This window comes from Bradyrhizobium sp. CCBAU 21365, assembly GCF_015291305.1.
GTDB lineage: Bacteria > Pseudomonadota > Alphaproteobacteria > Rhizobiales > Xanthobacteraceae > Bradyrhizobium > Bradyrhizobium elkanii.
Genome location: NZ_CP030036.1, coordinates 745,597 through 762,509 on the forward strand (window position 1 = coordinate 745,597; position 16,913 = coordinate 762,509).

Consider the following 16,913-nt stretch of genomic DNA (forward strand, 5'->3'; position numbering starts at 1 on the left):
CGACCGGCATCCTCGCGTGTGACCACGGCTGACGGCAGGTCTCCTGGCTCGCGGGTCGTTACCCTTCGTCGCCTTCCCAGGACCGAGATTCCCAGTGGCCTGTGACGAAGGATTCACCGCATACAGTTGCGGGGGCAGCCGCGGCGTTGGGGAAGTTTCCCCGCACCGCATTCCCTTTTCATCTCACGAAAGAACCGTCATGTTCATCTAGGGTTCGGCCGGGCGGCAAAGTCAATCCGGCGGCAGTCGGGCAATGGCCGCACGACCACGGTTTTTGTCGAGTGTCGCTTGTCTGCCACGGCGATCGCTGTAAGAGCATGGATTCAATGAGCGTGCAGGATTTTGCCTTGGCGGCCGAGGTCGCGGCGCGGCGCCGGTGGGGCGCCACCGCGGCGCTGCTCGCGCTCGTGGTCCTGCTGCTGCTGATCTCGCTCGGCATCGGGCCGGTGCGGCTGTCGCCGCTTGCGGTGATCGAGGCGCTGTTCGGCGGCGGCAGCGATGTGGCGCAGGTGATCGTGCGCGAGATCCGCCTGCCGCGCACCATCCTGGCATTCGCGATCGGCGCTATTCTCGGGCTGTCGGGTGCGGCGCTGCAAGGGCTGCTGCGCAATCCGCTGGCCTCGCCGTCGCTGTTCGGCGCGCCGCAATCGGCGGCCTTCGGCGCGGTGCTGGTGATCGCGCTGGGCCTCGCCGATGTGCGCTCCTACGCGCTGCCGGTGGTGGCGATCATCGCCGCCTTCGGCTCCGTGTTCGCGCTGCTTGCGATCGCCGGCCGCAATGCCGGGCTCTTGATCCTGATCCTCGCCGGGCTCGCGATCTCGAGCTTTGCGGGGGCGGCGACGGCGCTGGTGATGAATCTCTCGAGCAATCCGTTCGTGGTGCTGGAGATCGCGTTCTGGCTGCTCGGCTCGCTGGAGGACCGCAGCTTCCAGCACGTGGCGCTGGCACTGCCTTTCATCGTCGCGGGCGCCGCCATCCTGCTCAGCCAGGCGAGCGCCTTCCGCGCGCTGACGCTTGGCGAGGAGGCGGCGCAGAGCCTCGGCGTCGATGTCGGACGGTTGCGGCTCCTCGTCATCACGGGCGTGGCGCTCGGCGTCGGCGGCGCGGTCGCGGTGACAGGCACGATCGGTTTCATCGGCCTCGTCGCGCCGCATCTGATGCGTCCGCTGATCGGTCACGATCCGGCGCGGCTCTTGGTGCCGAGCGCGCTCACCGGCTCGGCGCTGCTGCTCGCCGCCGATATCGCCGTGCGCATCATCCCCTCGACCTCGGACATCAAGGTCGGCGTGCTGACCTCGATCATCGGCGTGCCGTTCTTCCTCTATCTGATCATGCGCGAACGCCGCGCGCTCGGCGGAGGCGTGGCATGACGCTGCTCTCGGCCGCCGCGCTCAATGCCTCGCTCGGCAGCCGCAAGGTGCTGCACGATGTCTCGCTGTCGTTGCCATCGGGCCATCTGGTCGCGCTGGTCGGGCCGAACGGCGCCGGCAAGACCACGCTGCTGCGCGCACTGGCCGGGCTGATTCCCTCCGACGGCGAGATCCGGATCGGCGGCGATCCGCTGGCGTCGCTGCCGCTGCGCGAGCGCGCGAAGCGCTTTGCCTATCTGCCGCAGGGGCACATGGTGCACTGGCCGCTGCCGGCGCGCGACATCGTCGCGCTCGGCCGCTACCCGCACGGCGCGACCGATCCGGCGCGGCTGTCGCAGACGGATATTGAGGCGGTGCTGCGCGCGATGCAGGCGGTCGACGTCACTGAATTCAGCGATCGCCGCGTCACCGAACTCTCCGGCGGCGAGCGCAGCCGCGTCGCGCTGGCCCGGGTGCTTGCGGTGGAGGCGCCGGTGATCCTCGCCGACGAGCCGACCGCCTCGCTCGATCCGCGCCACCAGATCGACGTGATGCAGAAGCTGCGCAACGTCGCCGACACCGGCGTGTTGGTCATCGTGGTGACGCATGACCTGGGACTCGCCGCGCGCTTCGCCGATCATGTGCTGGTGCTCGCGGAGGGACGACTGGCCGCGCAGGGCGCGCCTGTCGAGGCATTGTCGGAGAGCGTCCTCGCCAGCGTGTTCCGGGTTAGCGCCTATCGTGCCGAATTTCAGCGCGAATCCGTCATCGTGCCGTGGGCGGACGTCTGATGTGGCCGGAGTATTGCCGCGAACTCGCTGCACCTCTCCCGCTCGCGGGGGAGGTCATAGCACATCGAAAGATGCGCTATGGGTGGGGGCTCTCTCCACTCAAAGAGTGTTCATTGCGGCACGACCCCCACCCCGACCCTCCCCCGCAAGCGGGAGAGGGGGCTCAGCGTCAGCGTGGCAGCCATCTCGCTTCACACTGTTTTGCGCTTATGTTTTCGGTTCTTGCTTGGTTCATGCCGGTGAGCATCTCATTTGCCGCCGGACCGCGCATCGTCTCGATGAATGTCTGCGGCGACCAGCTCGTGCTGTCGCTGGCTGATCCGGACCAGATCATCGGCCTCAGCCGCTTCTCGCGCGATGCCTGGCAATCCTGGGCCGCGGAGAAGGCGCGAAACTTTCCGCGTCTGTCCGGCGAAGCCGAGGACGTGCTGCTGCTCAAGCCTGACCTCGTCGTGGTCAGCCTGTTCGACAAGCGCGCGACGCGCGACCTGTTGAAGGCCAATGGGCTGCACCTCGTCGAATTCACGGTGCCGCGCACGCTGGACGAAGTGAAGGACCAGATCCGCGCGATGGGCGATGTGGTACAGCATCCCGATCGGGCGGAAGCCGAGATCGCGCGCTTCGATGCGGCCACCGCCCGGGCGCGGGCGGCGGCAAGCGCGCATCATTACCGCGTGCTGCCGCTGGAGCGACGCGGCTTTGTGCCTGGCGACGGCAGCCTGGTCAGCTCGCTGCTGGCGGCAACCGGCCTCGCCAACGCCGCCGGCGAACTCGGCTTCAGCGCTGGCGGATTTGCCTCGCTGGAGGCGATCGTAAAACTGCGGCCGGATTTCATCCTGGTGTCGGAAGCCGGCGACCGCGCCGAAGATGACGGCCGCGCCTTCCTGCTGCATCCGGCGCTGGAGCGCTTCTATCCGCAAAGCAAGCGCATCGTGCTGCCCGAGCGGCTCACCGTGTGCGGCGGCGTGATGCTGGCGGATGCGCTGGATCGGCTGACGGAAGAGTTGCAGCGAGTGAGGCGGTGATCCTTCGTCATCCGTCATCCTGAGGAGCGCGCAGCGCGTCTCGAAGGATGCACGGCCCGGATCTCTCCAAATGTTCTCGGAGAGAGCCGGGCCGTCGCCCTTCGAGACGCGCTGTGCGCTCCTCAGGGTGACGGTGGTAGAGATTGTGCGCGGTAGACGGACTATCCCATCACCACCGGCCCGCCGGCCTTCTTCCAGGCGTCGATGCCGCCTTCGATATGAGCGGTGTTGACCAGCCCCGCCCTCTTCGCGGCGGCCACCGCCATCGCCGAACGCTCGCCGAAGGCGCAGAAGAACACGACGCGGCGGCCGGTTGCGGCCGCGACTTCGCGCAGCATGCCGCCGGGCTGCAAGGTGGCGCAGATTCCGGGATAGGGCGCGTGCAGCGCGCCCGCGAGCGTGCCGTGCTTGGCCCGCTCGCCGCTCTCGCGCAAATCGACCAGGAGGATATCGGGCCGGCCGAGGCTCGCGATGGCGTCGCGCGCGCTGAGGGAGAGGCCTTCCTTGGCGAGTTCGTCCTGGTGCAGGCCGACATGCATGTTGGCGGGCACCGCGACATCCATCATCTTTGGATTCGGGAGATGAAGGTTGTTCATCAGCTCGACATAGTCGTCGATCGATTTCACCTGCAGCCGCGGATTGTAGCGCTTCTCCTCGCCGATGGTGGAGACGGTGTCGCCCTTGTAGTCATGCGCGGGGAACACCATGGTCTCCTCCGGCAGCTTCAGCAGGCGGTTGAAGATCGAATCGTACTGCGCCCGCGCGCTGCCGTTCTGGAAGTCGGTGCGGCCGGTGCCGCGGATCAGCAGCGTGTCGCCGGTGAAGACGCGGTCGCCCATTAAATAACTATAGGAATCGTCGGTGTGGCCGGGCGTGTACAGCGCCTCGAGGCAAAGGCCCTCGATCGTCACCTTGTCGCCGTCGGAGACGCGCATCGACACCACGTCGGCCTTGCTCTGCTCGCCCATGATGGTGATGCACTGGGTGCGGTCGCGCAGCTCGCCGAGGCCGGTGACGTGATCGGCATGCAGGTGCGTATCGACGGCCTTGACCAGCCTGAGGTCGAGTTCCTGCAGCAGCTTGCAGTAGCGGTCGGCCTTCTCGAGCACCGGATCGAGGATCAGTGCCTCGCCGCCGGCGCGGCTCGCGAGCAGGTAGCTGTAGGTGCCGGATACGCTGTCGAAGAGCTGGCGAAAGATCATGACGGCTTACCTATTCTCCGGGCCGAGTCATATGGAGGATATTATTCCATAGATAGGGTCCATTCAAAGGAAATCCATCCCCGTGCGACTCCTGTCCCGTCACCCCCGCGCAACGGCTTTGCCGTTGTCGCTGGAGGTGCTCGCGAAGCGAGCCTCGAAGGGTGGACGGCCCGGATATTTCAGGGAAGGAGGGGCGGACGCGAGGAGGCGTCGGGGCCGTGCATCCTTCGAGACGCCGCTTCGCGGCTCCTCAGGATGACGGGTTCGATGGGTTTGGGCTGATGCGAGCTCTACGGCCGCACGAAACTCCAGCCCTGCTCCCGCAGCTCCATCAGTTGCACCACTCCCGATGGTACGATGGTGGCGTCGGGGACGATGGCGATTAGGTTTACGGCCTCACCAGCGTGTATCCGTTCTCGGTGAGCAGCAAGATCTGTGCGACGCCGACCTGCACGGGGGTGGCGGCGGCGATGTAGTCCGGCCGCTTGCCGCTGTCGCGCTCGATCGTGTCGACGGTGTTGAGGCAGATGTCGACCCGCGCGCCTTGCGCGACCAGGCTCTCGACCAGCGTGCGGTTCGGGTTGTCGGGCTTGAGCAGGTCGATGCCCGGGCCGAAGGCGACGATCTCGACCGCGACCTTGTCGGGATCGTAATGCTTCATCAGATTGTTGGCGACGCTGATGACGAGGCCCTGCTTCCTCGGATCGTTGTCGGAGAGCTGCAGCACGACCTTGTGCTCGGCGAACGGCTTGTCCTGCAACGGCGCCAGCTGGGCGCGCGCGAGCGGCGTCGCCAGCGCGAGCGCAGCAAGGCCGAGCGCCGCGATCAGCGCGCGGCGTGTCATCCGTGCCTCGCGATGCCCGGGTTGTCCTCGACGCCTTTCAGCGTCACGCCGGGTTCGTCTCGGTTCGGCGGCCGGCCGGAGCGCAGGTGCCTCGCGACGACATCCCAGATCGGCGCGCCGCTCTGCTGGTTGACCGAGGCCCAGCCTGCGACCTTGTAGTGCTTGCCGGCTTCGAGATGCTTGCCGTTGCCGAGCTTCAGCTCGGAGATGCGCTTGCCGACATTCTCACCCGGCGTGCAGGTGTAGGCGAGGCCGCCGACGCGGACCATATCGCCGCCCTGCTGATAATAGGGATCGACGTTGAACAGATTGTCGCAGACGTCTTCCAGCACATCCTTGATCTGGCTGCCGGTCATCGTGGCGACGTAGGTCTCCGGATAGGTGATCGCGGTTTCCGACAGCACGTCTTCCATGGTCAGCGGCTGGCCGGCGAGCGTGGTGATGCCCCAGCGGAAGCCGGGCGACAGCGCGATCTCGGCGTCGAGCTCGTTCAGCAGCGCATCGCAGATCAACTGGTCGACGGTGCCGGAGAAATTGCCGCGGCGATAGAGCAGCCGGTCGGCCGAGGCAAGCTTGCTGTTCCATTCGTCGACATGCGGATCGCGCATCTTGTCGATCAGCGTCTGCATCGCAGGATCGGGCTTCAGCAGTTCGGCGAACACCGGCAGCAGCCGGTAGCGGACATTGGCGACCTTGCCCTTGGCCAGATCGAGATCGAGCACGCCGATGAACTTGCCGTTGGAGCCGGCATTGGTCACCAGCGTGACGCCGCCGGCATTGGTCACCGTGATCGGGATCGGGATCGCGTCATGGGTGTGACCGCCGAGAATGACGTCGATGCCGGTGACGCGGCTGGCGAGCTTGAGATCGACATCCATGCCGTTATGCGACAGCAGGATCACCGCCTCGACCTTGTCGTTGTTGCGATGGCCGTCGACGAGCTTCTGCAGCTCCTCGTCGCGGATGCCGAACTTCCAGTCCGGCGTGAAGCGCTTCGGATGCGCGATCGGCACGTAGGGGAAGGCCTGGCCGATGATCGCGACGCGATGGCCGCCGATCTCCTTGATGACGGACGGCTTGAACACCCGCCCCGAGGCCGGGTCGAACGCCTTGGCGTCGTTGAACGCGGCTTCCTCGGTCAGGAACACGTTCTGCGCCAGGAACTCGCCCTTGAAGCGGGAGAGGTTGTCGCGCAGCACCTGTTCGCCATAGGTGAATTCCCAGTGCCCGGTCATCGCCTCGATGCCGAGCAGATTGGCGGCCTCCACCATGTCGGCACCGTTCATGGCATAGGCGAGCGCCGAGCCCTGCCAGAGGTCGCCGCCGTCGAGCAGGATCGAACGCTTTTCGCCGACATCGGCGCGCAGCTTGTCAACCAGCGTCTTCAGGTGGGCGAAGCCGCCGAGCCGGCCGAAGCGGCCGGCGGCCTTTTCGAACTCGACGCAGGTGAAGGCATAGGCGTCGGCGCTGTCGGGCCGGATGCCGAAGCGGTCGAGGAACGCCTTGCCGACGAGGTGCGGCGGCTGGCCGGCCATCGCGCCGACGCCGAGATTGACGCCGGGCTCGCGGAAGAACACCGGCTTCAGCTGCGCATGCGTGTCGGTCATGTGCAGGATGCGGGCGTTGCCGAACCGCTCGAGGTCGTAGACGCTGGCGGTGTCGGCGCTGCGCGCAAGGCGGGGCAGGCCGGCCGTCAGCGTTGCGGCGGCCGCAGCTTTCAGGAATTCCCGGCGGCGGATGATCATCATTCTCTCCGCGCGGCCCCTGGCCTGCGCGCTCTTAACGAACTTCCATGTCCTTCCAGCGTTCCTTTTCGCTGGTGGCCTGGAAGATCGAGGCCTTTGCCAGTGCCTCGGCCTCCGTGGCCTTGGCGACTGCGGTGTCGAAATCACCAGCCTCACCGGCCTTTTTTGCGGCAGATAGCGTCGAGGCGGTGGTGGTCCACTGGTTGCGCAGGGCGCCTGCTTCCTTGTTGGCGGCCTCAGCCGCGGCATAGGCCGCCTTGTAGTCGGCCTCGGAGGCGGCGAGGGCGCCGGTCGCGGCTGCGACCAGCAGGGTCGATGCTGCGAGGACAGCTTTGATGGCCGCGCTCATGGCCGTGCTCCCGGACCCGAAATCGGCAGGCCGTTGCTGACATAGGACAAATAATATTCGAGGTTGCGGTACTCGTCGTCCTGCGGATTGAGCGGCACGCCGCGGATCTGGCTGTTGCAGGTGGTGAAGCGGCGGCTGGTCGTGCCCATGCCGCTCCATTCCGAGCGGTAGATCGGCATCGCGTTCAGGATGCCGAGTGCCGGCGCCAGCACCTCGGCGCGGATCCGCTCGCCCGGGCTCTGGATGTGGCAGGTGGCGCAGGAGAAATTGAGCTGGCCGCGGCGGGTGTAGAAATATTCCTTGCCCTTCTGATAGGCCTCGAGCGCGCGCGGATCGTTCGGGATCTTGATATCCATCGGCTTGCCGCGCGAGGTGAAGGCCATGTAGGCGGTGAGCGCCGCCATGTCGTCCTTCACATAGGAGAACGGCGCCTCGCCATTGGCTTCGCGGCAGCGGTTGAGCGCGAGCTCGAGCGTGACGACCTTGCCTTCCTTCTCGTCGAAATAGGGATAGTTCTGGCGGATACCGATGCCCTTGTTCGGGAAGCAGTCGGCGTAGGTCTTGCCGTTCTTGAACGGCGTTGCGAACATCTCCTTGCCGGCTTCGAGCGAGAACTCGTAGGGCGGAAACTGCTCCTTCTCCTCCCACTGCCTGTGCAGGTCCTCATTCATCGAATAGGGACCGTTGACGAAATCCTCGAGCTTCAGCTTGGGGAATTTTGTGGTGAAGAATTTCTGGAACGCGGCCTTGTCGGCGGCGGGGTCGACGCTGTCGGCCGCGCGCGCCGGCACGCACGCCAGCATGCCGAGCGCAAGCGTGACGATGGTGGCGCGGATTGCGAGGCGCCGCGTCATTGAATCTTCGCCGTGGTGGTGTCGGTCGCGCCTTTGTTGTCGACCCAGCTGACCTTCAGATCGTCGCCCTTCTTGCCGCCCTTAAAGGCGAACTTGACATAGGGGTCCTTGGAGACGCCGCCGCCCCAGTCGGCGACGAACACCGGCTTGCCGTCATATTCGAAAGTGAGCTGCTGGATGAAGTGCGGCGGAATGATCTCGCCCTTGGCGTCCTTGACGAAGCCGGAATCCATCGGATGCTGGATCAGCGCCTGCACCTCGGTGGTGTCGCCGTTTGACGTGGCGCGCACGCGAATGCTCGATGCCATCTGGTTTATCCCTATTGTTTGCGCATGATCTTGTCGGGAAACCGGTTCCCACTTTTCCGGATCATGCGTGCTCAGCCGCCGCAGCCGCCGACGGTGACCTTGATTTCCTTCTTGGCGCTGTAGAGCTTGCCGCCGGCCTCGACGATCACGGTGACGTTGCTGGTCTTGGCCATCTTGATGCGGTTGGCGATGGTCGGCAGCGTGCCCGCCGGAATCCTGTATGAGGCGACCAGCGAGATCGGATTCTCGCTCACCAGAAACGAGATCGAGGTGACGTCGGCCAGCGTCGTGGTGGCGGAGATCGGCACGACAGCGCCGTTCTCGGCGATCTCCGGCGCGTCCATCTTGACCTTGTCCGACGGCTCGGCGGTCTTGCCATAGAGCGCCTTGATCGCGTCGGCTTCGGTCTTCTGCTTGAATGCGTCGTCGGGATATTTGTCGTTGGCGGCGGCGAGCGCCTGCGGCACGTCGAACGGAATGACCCCGAGGCCGATCAGCGCGGCGACGCCCGCGCCCTTCAGCACCATGCGGCGCGCTTTGAAAAATTCGCTGGTCGTGATGTTCATCGAAAAAAATCTCCTCAAGCGACGGTCGCGGCGTCACAGCGTCTGCAGGAAGTCCACCACCGCGTCGATTTCCTTTTCGCTCAATATCCGGTTTCGGCCGAACGGCGGCATCACCGTCTGCGGATTGCGCTTGGTCTCGTCGGTCACGATCGCGATCAGCTCGTCGCGGCTGTATTTGGCCTTCAGGCCGGTCAGCTCGGGGCCGATCGTGCCGGGCAGGTCGCCGCCCTTGATGACGTGGCAGGTCAGGCAATTGCCCTTGCCGCGGTCGAACGCGAGCTTCTGTCCCTCGGCGGCGGACTGGGCCTGCGCGGGCGCGGTCATGGCGGTGCCTGCCAGCAGCGCCAGGACGAAGGCTGGCTTGGAGAAAGTGGCGATCAAGGACGTTTCCCGGGCTTCAATCTCGATGATCCCATCGCAATATAAAGAGTGGAAAGCACAAAGGCCATCGGCTGGCAACACGGAGAATAGGCGTGTTGTGATGGGGTTAATGTCAGAGCAGCACTCTGCAAAGACGAGATCAAACCCGTCACCCTGAGGAGCGCGAAGCGCGTCTCGAAGGGTCGACGGCCCGACTGTGGCCGATTCATCCTTCGAGGCTCGCAAGGGCTCGCACCTCAGGATGACGGGTTGGGCGGTCTCGCGATGCTAGTTCCGCATTTGCCGGTTGCGGCGGCGCGGTTTACATGCAGCTAACGGGAGAAGCGCGGTGGCGGAATTCGTGGTGGAGTTCGGCAAGGACGGCCAGCCGGTCGAGGCGGACGGTCGGCTCGATGCGGCGGCGTTCCATCGCAACCATCAGCCGATCTGGACCGTCCTGAAGGACCACCTCGCCGGCCAATCCGGCGACGTGCTGGAAGCCGGCAGCGGCACCGGCCAGCATGTCGTCTATTTCGCCGGTCAGACGCCCGACATCACCTGGTGGCCGAGCGACCTCCATGCGGCGCACCTGCGCAGCATCGAGGCCTGGCGCGTGCATGCCGGCCTCGCCAATATCCGGCCGCCGCAACCGATCGATCTGTCCGACCCCGCCTGGTCGCCCGTGCCGTCGGACGGCAAAGGTCCGGACCAACTGCTCGCGATCTTCTGCGCCAATGTGATCCACATCGCGCCGTGGCGCGTCGCCGAGGGCCTGTTCGCCGGCGCCGCGCGGCACCTGCGCGCCGACGGCCGGCTGATCCTCTACGGCCCGTTCAAGCGCGGCGGCAAGCATACCGCGCTCAGCAATGCCGTATTCGACACGTCGCTGCGCGAACGCGACGCCGAATGGGGGGTGCGCGATATCGCCGATCTCGAGACGCTTGCGGAAAGCGTCGGGCTCAAGCTCGCCGGCACCTTCGAAATGCCGGCCAACAACATGATTCTGGTTTTTGCCCGCAAGTAGCCGCGCTCAATCGTAAGCCAGGCACCAGCCTGGCCCGCGCGGCGGCCAGGATCTGCCTGGCATAGGCCGCGCGGATGATGCGGAGTTCGGCTTGCGGGTCCATTGTCACACGCTCCCACGATGTCGCGTGTTGTGTGATTTGACACACCAGTGTGTGTGAAATAGCATACTCCGACGACGGAGGCCAGAATGAAGAGACGGCTTTATCCGGCCGTGCTGGAGCGCGGTCCGCGCGGCGCGTTCGGGGCGTGGTTTCCGGATTTTCCCGGCTGTGTTGCCGCGGGACGATCGCAGGAAGACGCGATCGAGCGCGCCGAGCAAACGCTGGCGCAGACCGTCGACGGCTGGGTCGAGCAGGGCAAGCCATTGCCGGAGCCGACCCCGATCGAGCGCATCGTGGCGCCGAAGGGCTCGGACGTCGCGGCCTTCTTCATGGTCGGCGTCGATCCGCCCGACCCGTCCGAGCGCGTCAACGTCTATTTGCCGAAGAGCCTCATCACACGGATCGACAAGCATGCCGCCGGACTCGGCATGAGTCGTTCGAGCTTTTTCGGTTTCGCCGCGACGCTCGCGCTTGAATGGCATGTTCACAAGCCGCACCTCGTCGGGCCGCGCTCCAAGGTGCACAAGACCGGCGCGCTGCGCGCCGAGAAGCGGCCTGGCAAGAAGCCGGCGCGGTAGAAAGTCTGTCGTCACACCATTGTTCAGCTCTATCACCGTCACCCTGAGGAGGCCGCAACGCGGCCGTCTCGAAGGGGCGACGGCCCGGCTGGCGGCCGTGCATCCTTCGAGACGCGCTACGCGCTCCTCAGGATGACGGTACTGATAGAAGCGCCGGGCTGCTGTGACGTCACTCTGTGAGAGCAAGCGATCCCGTGTGCGCCTCCTGCATGGCGTACGTCCGTTTGCGCCGGTTGATCGGCCTCGACCCGCTCTCCATAGTGCGCTCGATTGGAGGCTCCCGCCGGGGCTTCGAGGCGGGACTACCGATGATCGACGTGACAGCTGCGGATGAGGCGAGCGACGACGCGCGGGCGCGCAGCAATGTGTGGCGGCTTGCGGCGGCGCAGGCGTTGACCGGCGCCAATTCGGCGGTGATCTTCGCCACCGGCTCGATCGTCGGCGCGACGCTGGCACCCGACGTCTCGCTCGCGACGGTGCCGCTCTCGATGTATGTGCTCGGGCTTGCCGCCGGCACGTTGCCGACCGGCGCGATCTCGCGCGCCTATGGACGACGCGTTGCCTTCATCATCGGCACCTTCTGCGGCACGCTCACCGGCGCGCTCGGCGCCTGGGCGATCTTGCATTCATCGTTCTGGCTGTTCTGCGGCGCGACCTTCCTCGGCGGGCTCTACGGCGCCGTCGCGCAGTCCTACCGCTTTGCCGCCGCCGATGGCGCGAGTGTCGCGTTCCGGCCCAAGGCGGTGTCCTGGGTGATGGCCGGCGGCGTGTTCGCCGGCGTGCTCGGGCCGCAGCTCGTGCAGTGGACCATGGACATCTGGCCGCCCTATCTGTTCGCGTTCTCCTTCGTGATGCAGGCGCTGGTCGCACTGGTGGCGATGGCGGTGCTCTCGGGCGTCGACGCGCCGAAGCCTGCGGCTGCGGACCTGCATGGCGGCCGCCCGCTGCTCGAAATCGCGAAGCAGCCGCGCTTCATCGCCGCGGCGCTGTGCGGCGTGATCGCCTATCCGATGATGAATCTGGTGATGACCTCGGCGCCGCTCGCCATGAAGATGTGCGGGCTGTCGGTCAGCGATTCCAATTTCGGCATTCAATGGCACATCGTTGCGATGTACGGCCCGAGCTTCTTCACGGGCTCGCTGATCGCGCGGTTTGGCGCACCTCGCATTGTCGCGCTCGGGCTGGCGCTCGAGGCGGTGGCCGCCATGATCGGGCTGTCCGGCATCACCGCGCCGCACTTCTGGGCGACGTTGTTCGTGCTCGGGATCGGCTGGAACTTCGCATTCGTCGGCGCCTCCGCGCTGGTGCTGGAAACGCACCGGCCGCAGGAGCGTAACAAGGTGCAGGCGTTCAACGATTTCCTGGTGTTCGGCATGATGGCGATCGGCTCGTTCTCGTCGGGACAGCTGCTGGCCCATTACGGCTGGAATGCCGTCAACATGGTGGTGTTTCCGCCGGTGCTGCTCGGACTCGTCGTGCTGTCGCTCGCTTCATTCGCCAAGCGACGCGCGAAATTGCGCGCGGTGGAAGAAATCCCAGACCCGAGTATCTAAGGCTTGTTGTTTGAGCATGGTCTGTTCGGAAAACCGCTTCGCACTTTTCCGGACCATGCTGCTGCCAATTGCTGACACTTCGATCCGTTTCGAAGTGACCGGCTTGCACGGCTCCTTACATCGTGAGAACGGATAGATCCGGTCCTGACGATGTGAGAAGCAAGAGCAAGAAATGGACGCATCCTCACCCACGCTGCATGACGAATCCTCGCTAGGCTATGAGGGCTGGCGCATCGTCGTCGTCTGCTTCCTGCTCGCGACCTTCGGCTGGGGACTGGGCTTCTACGGCCAGAGCGTCTATGTCGCTGAGTTGCACAAGCTGCACGGCTGGCCGGCGTCGCTGATCTCGTCGGGCACGACCTTCTTCTATCTGTTCGGCGCGGCGCTGGTTGCCTTCGTCAGCGAGGCGATCAAGGCGTTCGGCGCGCGCAGCTGCCTGATCGCCGGCACCTTCGCGATGGCGATCGCAGCCGTTGCGATCGGCGAGGTGCGCGAGCCCTGGCAGCTCTATCTCGCCAATGCGCTGCTGGCGTTCGGCTGGGCCGGCACCAGCCTCGGCATCATCACCAACACGCTCGGCCTGTGGTTCGACAAGAAGCGCGGCATGGCGATCAGCCTGGCGCTGAACGGCGCGAGCTTCGGCGGCATCGTCGGCGTGCCGCTGCTGGTGGCGGGGATCGGCACCTTCGGCTTCTCCGGCGCGATGATCGCGGCCGCGCTGCTGCTGATCGTGGTGATGGTGCCGGTCATCCTGATCCTTGTCGGGCGGCCGCCGGCGCATCTGCACGCGGTCACGGCCGCGGCGGCGGCGGACGCGCCGTCGGCGACCCAGGTGCGGGCGCGAGCGCTGCGCGACATCCGTTTCCTCTCGGTCTCGATTGCCTTCGCGCTGGTGCTGTTCGCCCAGGTCGGCTTCATCGTGCATCTGATCGCCCATCTCGATCAGGTGATCGGCCGCGAGCGCGCGACGGTGGCGATGGCGCTCTTGACCGCGATGGCCGTGGTCGGCCGCGTCTCGTTCTCCTTCGTGATCGACCGGCTCAACCAGCGGCTGGCATCGGCGCTGTCCTTTGTCAGCCAGGCGATCGCGCTCGCCGTCATCATCAATGTGCACAATGACGTGGCGCAGATCGCCGCCTGCGCGCTGTTCGGCTTCTCGGTCGGCAATCTGATCACGCTGCCGGCGCTGATCGTGCAGCGCGAGTTCGATCCGCGTGCGTTCGGCGTGCTGGTCAGCCTGCTCACCGCGATCAATCAGATCACCTACGCCTTCGGTCCCGGCGTGGTCGGGCTGCTGCGCGATCTCTCCGGCAGCTATTCGCTGCCGTTCTATGGCTGCATTGGCCTGGAGCTGATCGCGGCGGTGACGATCATGACGAAGGGGAAGTAGATTTCCACCTCCCCACCTCCCCTTGAAAAGGGGAGGTCGCTTTGCTCGTAGAGCAAAGCGGGTGGGGATCCGCTCCCTCCACTTGTAGCAGAGCCCGCGGCTGACCCCCATCCCGACCTTCCCCCTTTCAGGGGGAAGGGGAAAAGGGGGGAGCCTTAGCTGGGACGCGGCGAAGCGCGATCCGGGTTACGAAATGATCCGCGTTACGGAATTACCCCGCCCGCTGCTTCAGCAATTCCTCAACGTCCAGCCGTCGCGTGAACATCGCGAGCTTGCCGTCCGCGCTGCGCGGCCATTCGGCCTCGGGGCGATCCCAATAGAGCTCGACGCCGTTCTCGTCGGGATCGCGCAAGTACAGCGCCTGGCTGACGCCGTGGTCGCTGGCACCGTCGAGCTGGATGCCGGCTGACAGCACCCGATGCAGCGCGTCGGCGAGCACCGGGCGGGTCGGATAAAGTATGGCGGTGTGGAACAGGCCGGTGGTGCCCGGCGGCGGCGGATGGCCGCCCTTGCTTTCCCAGGTGTTGAGGCCGATGTGGTGGTGATAGCCGCCGGCCGAGATGAAGGCCGCGTCCGCGCCCAGCCGCTGCTGCAGCTCGAAGCCGAGCACGCCGCAATAGAAGCCGAGCGCCCGGTCGAGATCGGCCACCTTGAGGTGGACATGTCCAATCCGGGTGCCCGCGATGATGGGGGGATTCTGCGGCATAGTCCGGCTCCGTTCGGGTCAGCGCCCTGCATGACGGGCAAGGCTTCTGCCGTTGATATAGTCCGGACTCGCCGAGGACAGAGCGACCGATCCGGAAACGCAAGGTTTCCGGACACGCCACGCTCGGCGGGGGCCTAGCAGAGCTCCGACAGCTCGCCGCCGGGCAGCTGGAACTCGAACGTGTTCAGCGTCATCGACACCATGGTGTAGTAGCCGCACAGGCCGATCACCTCGACCAGCCCGCGTTGGCTCAGCACCTCGACCGCCTCGTCATACAGCGCCTTCGGCAGGCCGTGACCTTCGTGCAGCGCCCTGGCGACGTCGTAGATCACCCTGGCCTTGGGATCGTCGAAGGTCGGCGTCCGGCGCACGCGAATGTCCTCGATGACCTTCGGATCGAGGCCGCCCTTCAGCGCCAGGCGCTTGTGGGCATACCACTCGTAATGCGCAGTCCAGTGCCGCGCGGTGACGAGGATCGCGATCTCCGACAGTTTTGGGGGAAAGATCGTGTCGAAGCGCAGCACCTCGCCGAGCCGCGTGGCATGCCGTGCCATCTCGGGGCTGTTCAGCCAGGCCATCATCGGCGCCGGTGGCGCGCCGCGCTTGCCGGCGATCGACTCGTCGTAGGTTTCTTTCTGGGCGGCGTTCATTTCGCTAGGCGAAAGCAGTTTCAGCCGCATGTCGGTTTCCTTTTGTTTTTCAAGCGTTACCCCATCTCGGCGATACACCCGATCGCGCGCAGTGAGTAGCGACGCCAGAGCATGGCGCGGCCGCGAGGCATATTGAATTCGGCGGCTGCGTAGGTCTAAGGTCGAATCCAATTCGTCGAATTTGACTGGAAACGCACCATGGCTGACCTTGAGAAATTCCGCGCAGAGACCCGCGCCTGGCTGGAGCAGAACTGTCCGGCGGAGATGCGCAAACCGATGGCCTCGGATGGCGACACTTTCTGGGGTGGTCGCAACACGAAATTCTCGTCTGAAGCGCAGCGCGTCTGGTTCGAGCGGATGCGCGACAAGGGCTGGACGGTGCCGCATTGGCCGAAGGAATATGGCGGCGGAGGCCTCGACGGCGAGGAGGCCAAGATCGTGCGCCAGGAGATGGCTGCGATCGGCGCGCGTCAGCCGCTGACCTCGTTCGGCATCTCGATGCTCGGACCGGCGCTGCTGAAATACGGCACCGAGGAGCAGAAGAAGGAGCATCTGCCGAAGATCACCGCGGGCCTGATCCGCTGGTGCCAGGGCTATTCCGAGCCGAATGCCGGCTCCGACCTCGCCTCGCTGCAGACCCGCGCGGTCGGCGACGGCGACGACTACATCATCAACGGCCAGAAGATCTGGACGTCCTATGCCAACTACGCCGACTGGATCTTCTGCCTGGTGCGCACCGATCCGGCGGCCAAGAAGCATGACGGCATCAGTTTTATTCTCTTCGATATGGCGTCGAAGGGCGTGTCCACAAAACCGATCCTCCTGATCTCGGGCTATTCGCCGTTCTGCGAAACCTTCTTCGACAATGTCCGCGTGCCGAAGTCGCATGTCGTGGGGTCAGTCAATCGCGGCTGGGATGTCGCGAAATACCTGCTGCAGCACGAGCGCGCGATGATCTCCGGCATGGGCGAACGCGGGGTCGGCCGTCCGCTCGGCCAGATTGCCGCCGACTCGGTCGGTGCGGACGCGCAAGGCAAGCTCGACGACGCGCAGCTGCGTAGCCAGATCGCGAGCTTCGAGGTCGACGAGGCCGCGCTCGCCGCCGCCGCGGAGCGCGCGGTCGATCTCGCCAAGGCCGGACAATCGCATCCGGCGTTCTCCTCGGCGATGAAATATTACGGCACCGAGCTCAACAAGCGCCGCTACGAGATCCTGATGTCGGCCGGCGGCATCGACGCGCTGGAATGGGAGAGCGACCGCTCGAAAGGCGGCGCCCGCCCGCGCGCCTGGCTGCGCACCAAGGCCAATTCGATCGAGGGCGGCACCTCGGAGGTGATGCTCGGCATCGTCGCCAAGCGCATCCTCGATTTGCCGGGTGCGTGACGTTTTTTTGTCGTCATGGCCGGGCTTGACCCGGCCATCCACGTCTTTGTCGCGGCTGGCTCAAGACGTGGATGCCCGGCACAAGGCCGGGCATGACGATACCCTGAAATTCGACTGAACGAACAACATCAGA

At 65.5% G+C, this 16,913-nt stretch carries 18 protein-coding genes and 1 riboswitch; of the genes, 8 read left to right on the top strand and 10 right to left on the bottom strand.

The features are described 5' to 3' along the window. Positions 1-15: 15 nt before the first annotated feature. Positions 16-214: riboswitch (cobalamin riboswitch) on the bottom strand. 112 nt (positions 215-326) lie between these two features. The 3 genes from XI02_RS03315 to XI02_RS03325 all read left to right on the top strand — a co-directional run bounded on the left by XI02_RS03315 (position 327) and on the right by XI02_RS03325 (position 3,165). Continuing rightward, a complete protein-coding gene (locus XI02_RS03315; RefSeq protein WP_018269485.1) occupies positions 327-1,370 on the top strand; it encodes an iron ABC transporter permease in 1,044 nt (347 codons plus the stop codon). Next, on the top strand, positions 1,367-2,140 hold the full coding sequence (locus tag XI02_RS03320) for an ABC transporter ATP-binding protein (protein ID WP_172645974.1): 774 nt from the start codon (positions 1,367-1,369) through the stop codon (positions 2,138-2,140). Before XI02_RS03315 ends, XI02_RS03320 begins: the two co-directional genes overlap by 4 nt. 209 nt (positions 2,141-2,349) lie before the next feature. Further along, positions 2,350-3,165, top strand: a complete 816-nt coding sequence (locus XI02_RS03325) for an ABC transporter substrate-binding protein (RefSeq protein WP_194483370.1) — start codon at positions 2,350-2,352, stop codon at positions 3,163-3,165. A gap of 161 nt (positions 3,166-3,326) precedes the next feature. On the opposite strand, the gene XI02_RS03330 is transcribed toward XI02_RS03325, so the two are convergent. The 8 genes from XI02_RS03330 to soxX form a co-directional block, all read right to left on the bottom strand. Then, on the bottom strand, positions 3,327-4,367 hold the full coding sequence (locus XI02_RS03330; RefSeq protein ID WP_172645972.1) for an MBL fold metallo-hydrolase: 1,041 nt from the start codon (positions 4,365-4,367) through the stop codon (positions 3,327-3,329). Between the two features lie 388 nt (positions 4,368-4,755). Beyond that, positions 4,756-5,211, bottom strand: a complete 456-nt coding sequence (locus XI02_RS03335) for a hypothetical protein (protein WP_172645971.1) — start codon at positions 5,209-5,211, stop codon at positions 4,756-4,758. Beyond that, positions 5,208-6,956, bottom strand: coding sequence for a thiosulfohydrolase SoxB (gene soxB, locus XI02_RS03340; protein WP_026192130.1), 1,749 nt, complete (start codon positions 6,954-6,956; stop codon positions 5,208-5,210). Before soxB ends, XI02_RS03335 begins: the two co-directional genes overlap by 4 nt. Before the next feature lie 34 nt (positions 6,957-6,990). Next, the gene (locus tag XI02_RS03345) at positions 6,991-7,305 is read right to left on the bottom strand and encodes a hypothetical protein (RefSeq protein ID WP_016848043.1); all 315 of its coding nucleotides are present in this window, start codon (positions 7,303-7,305) and stop codon (positions 6,991-6,993) included. Further along, on the bottom strand, positions 7,302-8,159 hold the full coding sequence (soxA, locus tag XI02_RS03350) for a sulfur oxidation c-type cytochrome SoxA (protein ID WP_016848044.1): 858 nt from the start codon (positions 8,157-8,159) through the stop codon (positions 7,302-7,304). The genes XI02_RS03345 and soxA overlap by 4 nt, the downstream gene beginning before the upstream one ends. Then, a complete protein-coding gene (gene soxZ, locus XI02_RS03355; RefSeq protein WP_016848045.1) occupies positions 8,156-8,467 on the bottom strand; it encodes a thiosulfate oxidation carrier complex protein SoxZ in 312 nt (103 codons plus the stop codon). The genes soxA and soxZ overlap by 4 nt, the downstream gene beginning before the upstream one ends. A 71-nt stretch (positions 8,468-8,538) precedes the next feature. Continuing rightward, complete coding sequence (soxY, locus tag XI02_RS03360; protein WP_172645970.1) at positions 8,539-9,033, bottom strand: thiosulfate oxidation carrier protein SoxY; 495 nt, start codon at positions 9,031-9,033, stop codon at positions 8,539-8,541. A 33-nt stretch (positions 9,034-9,066) separates the two neighbouring features. Next, positions 9,067-9,357 (bottom strand): sulfur oxidation c-type cytochrome SoxX, encoded by a 291-nt coding sequence (gene soxX, locus XI02_RS03365; RefSeq protein WP_172648960.1) that lies wholly within the window; start codon positions 9,355-9,357, stop codon positions 9,067-9,069. Positions 9,358-9,742: 385 nt separating this feature from the next. On the opposite strand from soxX, the gene XI02_RS03370 reads away from it, so the two are divergent. The 4 genes from XI02_RS03370 (at position 9,743) to XI02_RS03385 (ending at position 14,041) form a co-directional block, all read left to right on the top strand. Next, complete coding sequence (locus tag XI02_RS03370; protein ID WP_069279210.1) at positions 9,743-10,417, top strand: DUF938 domain-containing protein; 675 nt, start codon at positions 9,743-9,745, stop codon at positions 10,415-10,417. A 189-nt stretch (positions 10,418-10,606) separates the two neighbouring features. Continuing rightward, positions 10,607-11,098 (top strand): type II toxin-antitoxin system HicB family antitoxin, encoded by a 492-nt coding sequence (locus XI02_RS03375; protein WP_172645969.1) that lies wholly within the window; start codon positions 10,607-10,609, stop codon positions 11,096-11,098. Positions 11,099-11,406: 308 nt separating this feature from the next. Next, positions 11,407-12,651: an MFS transporter gene (locus tag XI02_RS03380; protein WP_172645968.1), complete on the top strand. Its 1,245-nt coding sequence runs from the start codon at positions 11,407-11,409 to the stop codon at positions 12,649-12,651. A 172-nt stretch (positions 12,652-12,823) separates the two neighbouring features. Continuing rightward, positions 12,824-14,041 (top strand): MFS transporter, encoded by a 1,218-nt coding sequence (locus tag XI02_RS03385; protein WP_016848051.1) that lies wholly within the window; start codon positions 12,824-12,826, stop codon positions 14,039-14,041. A gap of 211 nt (positions 14,042-14,252) precedes the next feature. Here the strand turns inward: XI02_RS03385 and XI02_RS03390 are convergent, their stop codons facing one another. Then, complete coding sequence (locus XI02_RS03390; RefSeq protein WP_172645967.1) at positions 14,253-14,747, bottom strand: VOC family protein; 495 nt, start codon at positions 14,745-14,747, stop codon at positions 14,253-14,255. Between the two features lie 134 nt (positions 14,748-14,881). Next, positions 14,882-15,427, bottom strand: coding sequence for a carboxymuconolactone decarboxylase family protein (locus tag XI02_RS03395; protein ID WP_069279206.1), 546 nt, complete (start codon positions 15,425-15,427; stop codon positions 14,882-14,884). A 168-nt stretch (positions 15,428-15,595) separates the two neighbouring features. Here XI02_RS03395 and XI02_RS03400 point away from each other — a divergent pair, with 168 nt between their 5' ends. After that, positions 15,596-16,780, top strand: coding sequence for an acyl-CoA dehydrogenase family protein (locus XI02_RS03400; protein WP_172645966.1), 1,185 nt, complete (start codon positions 15,596-15,598; stop codon positions 16,778-16,780). Positions 16,781-16,913 lie beyond the last annotated feature (133 nt).

Coding starts and splice junctions, on each gene's coding strand:
- soxZ (WP_016848045.1), bottom strand. CDS start 8,467: ATGGCATCGAGCATTCGCGTGCGCGCCACGTCAAACGGCGACACCACC.
- XI02_RS03375 (WP_172645969.1), top strand. CDS start 10,607: ATGAAGAGACGGCTTTATCCGGCCGTGCTGGAGCGCGGTCCGCGCGGC.
- XI02_RS03345 (WP_016848043.1), bottom strand. CDS start 7,305: ATGAGCGCGGCCATCAAAGCTGTCCTCGCAGCATCGACCCTGCTGGTC.
- XI02_RS03400 (WP_172645966.1), top strand. CDS start 15,596: ATGGCTGACCTTGAGAAATTCCGCGCAGAGACCCGCGCCTGGCTGGAG.
- XI02_RS03325 (WP_194483370.1), top strand. CDS start 2,350: ATGTTTTCGGTTCTTGCTTGGTTCATGCCGGTGAGCATCTCATTTGCC.
- soxY (WP_172645970.1), bottom strand. CDS start 9,033: ATGAACATCACGACCAGCGAATTTTTCAAAGCGCGCCGCATGGTGCTG.
- XI02_RS03335 (WP_172645971.1), bottom strand. CDS start 5,211: ATGACACGCCGCGCGCTGATCGCGGCGCTCGGCCTTGCTGCGCTCGCG.
- XI02_RS03320 (WP_172645974.1), top strand. CDS start 1,367: ATGACGCTGCTCTCGGCCGCCGCGCTCAATGCCTCGCTCGGCAGCCGC.
- XI02_RS03390 (WP_172645967.1), bottom strand. CDS start 14,747: ATGCCGCAGAATCCCCCCATCATCGCGGGCACCCGGATTGGACATGTC.
- soxX (WP_172648960.1), bottom strand. CDS start 9,357: ATGACCGCGCCCGCGCAGGCCCAGTCCGCCGCCGAGGGACAGAAGCTC.
- soxB (WP_026192130.1), bottom strand. CDS start 6,956: ATGATCATCCGCCGCCGGGAATTCCTGAAAGCTGCGGCCGCCGCAACG.
- XI02_RS03395 (WP_069279206.1), bottom strand. CDS start 15,427: ATGCGGCTGAAACTGCTTTCGCCTAGCGAAATGAACGCCGCCCAGAAA.
- XI02_RS03330 (WP_172645972.1), bottom strand. CDS start 4,367: ATGATCTTTCGCCAGCTCTTCGACAGCGTATCCGGCACCTACAGCTAC.
- XI02_RS03380 (WP_172645968.1), top strand. CDS start 11,407: ATGATCGACGTGACAGCTGCGGATGAGGCGAGCGACGACGCGCGGGCG.
- XI02_RS03315 (WP_018269485.1), top strand. CDS start 327: ATGAGCGTGCAGGATTTTGCCTTGGCGGCCGAGGTCGCGGCGCGGCGC.
- soxA (WP_016848044.1), bottom strand. CDS start 8,159: ATGACGCGGCGCCTCGCAATCCGCGCCACCATCGTCACGCTTGCGCTC.
- XI02_RS03385 (WP_016848051.1), top strand. CDS start 12,824: ATGGACGCATCCTCACCCACGCTGCATGACGAATCCTCGCTAGGCTAT.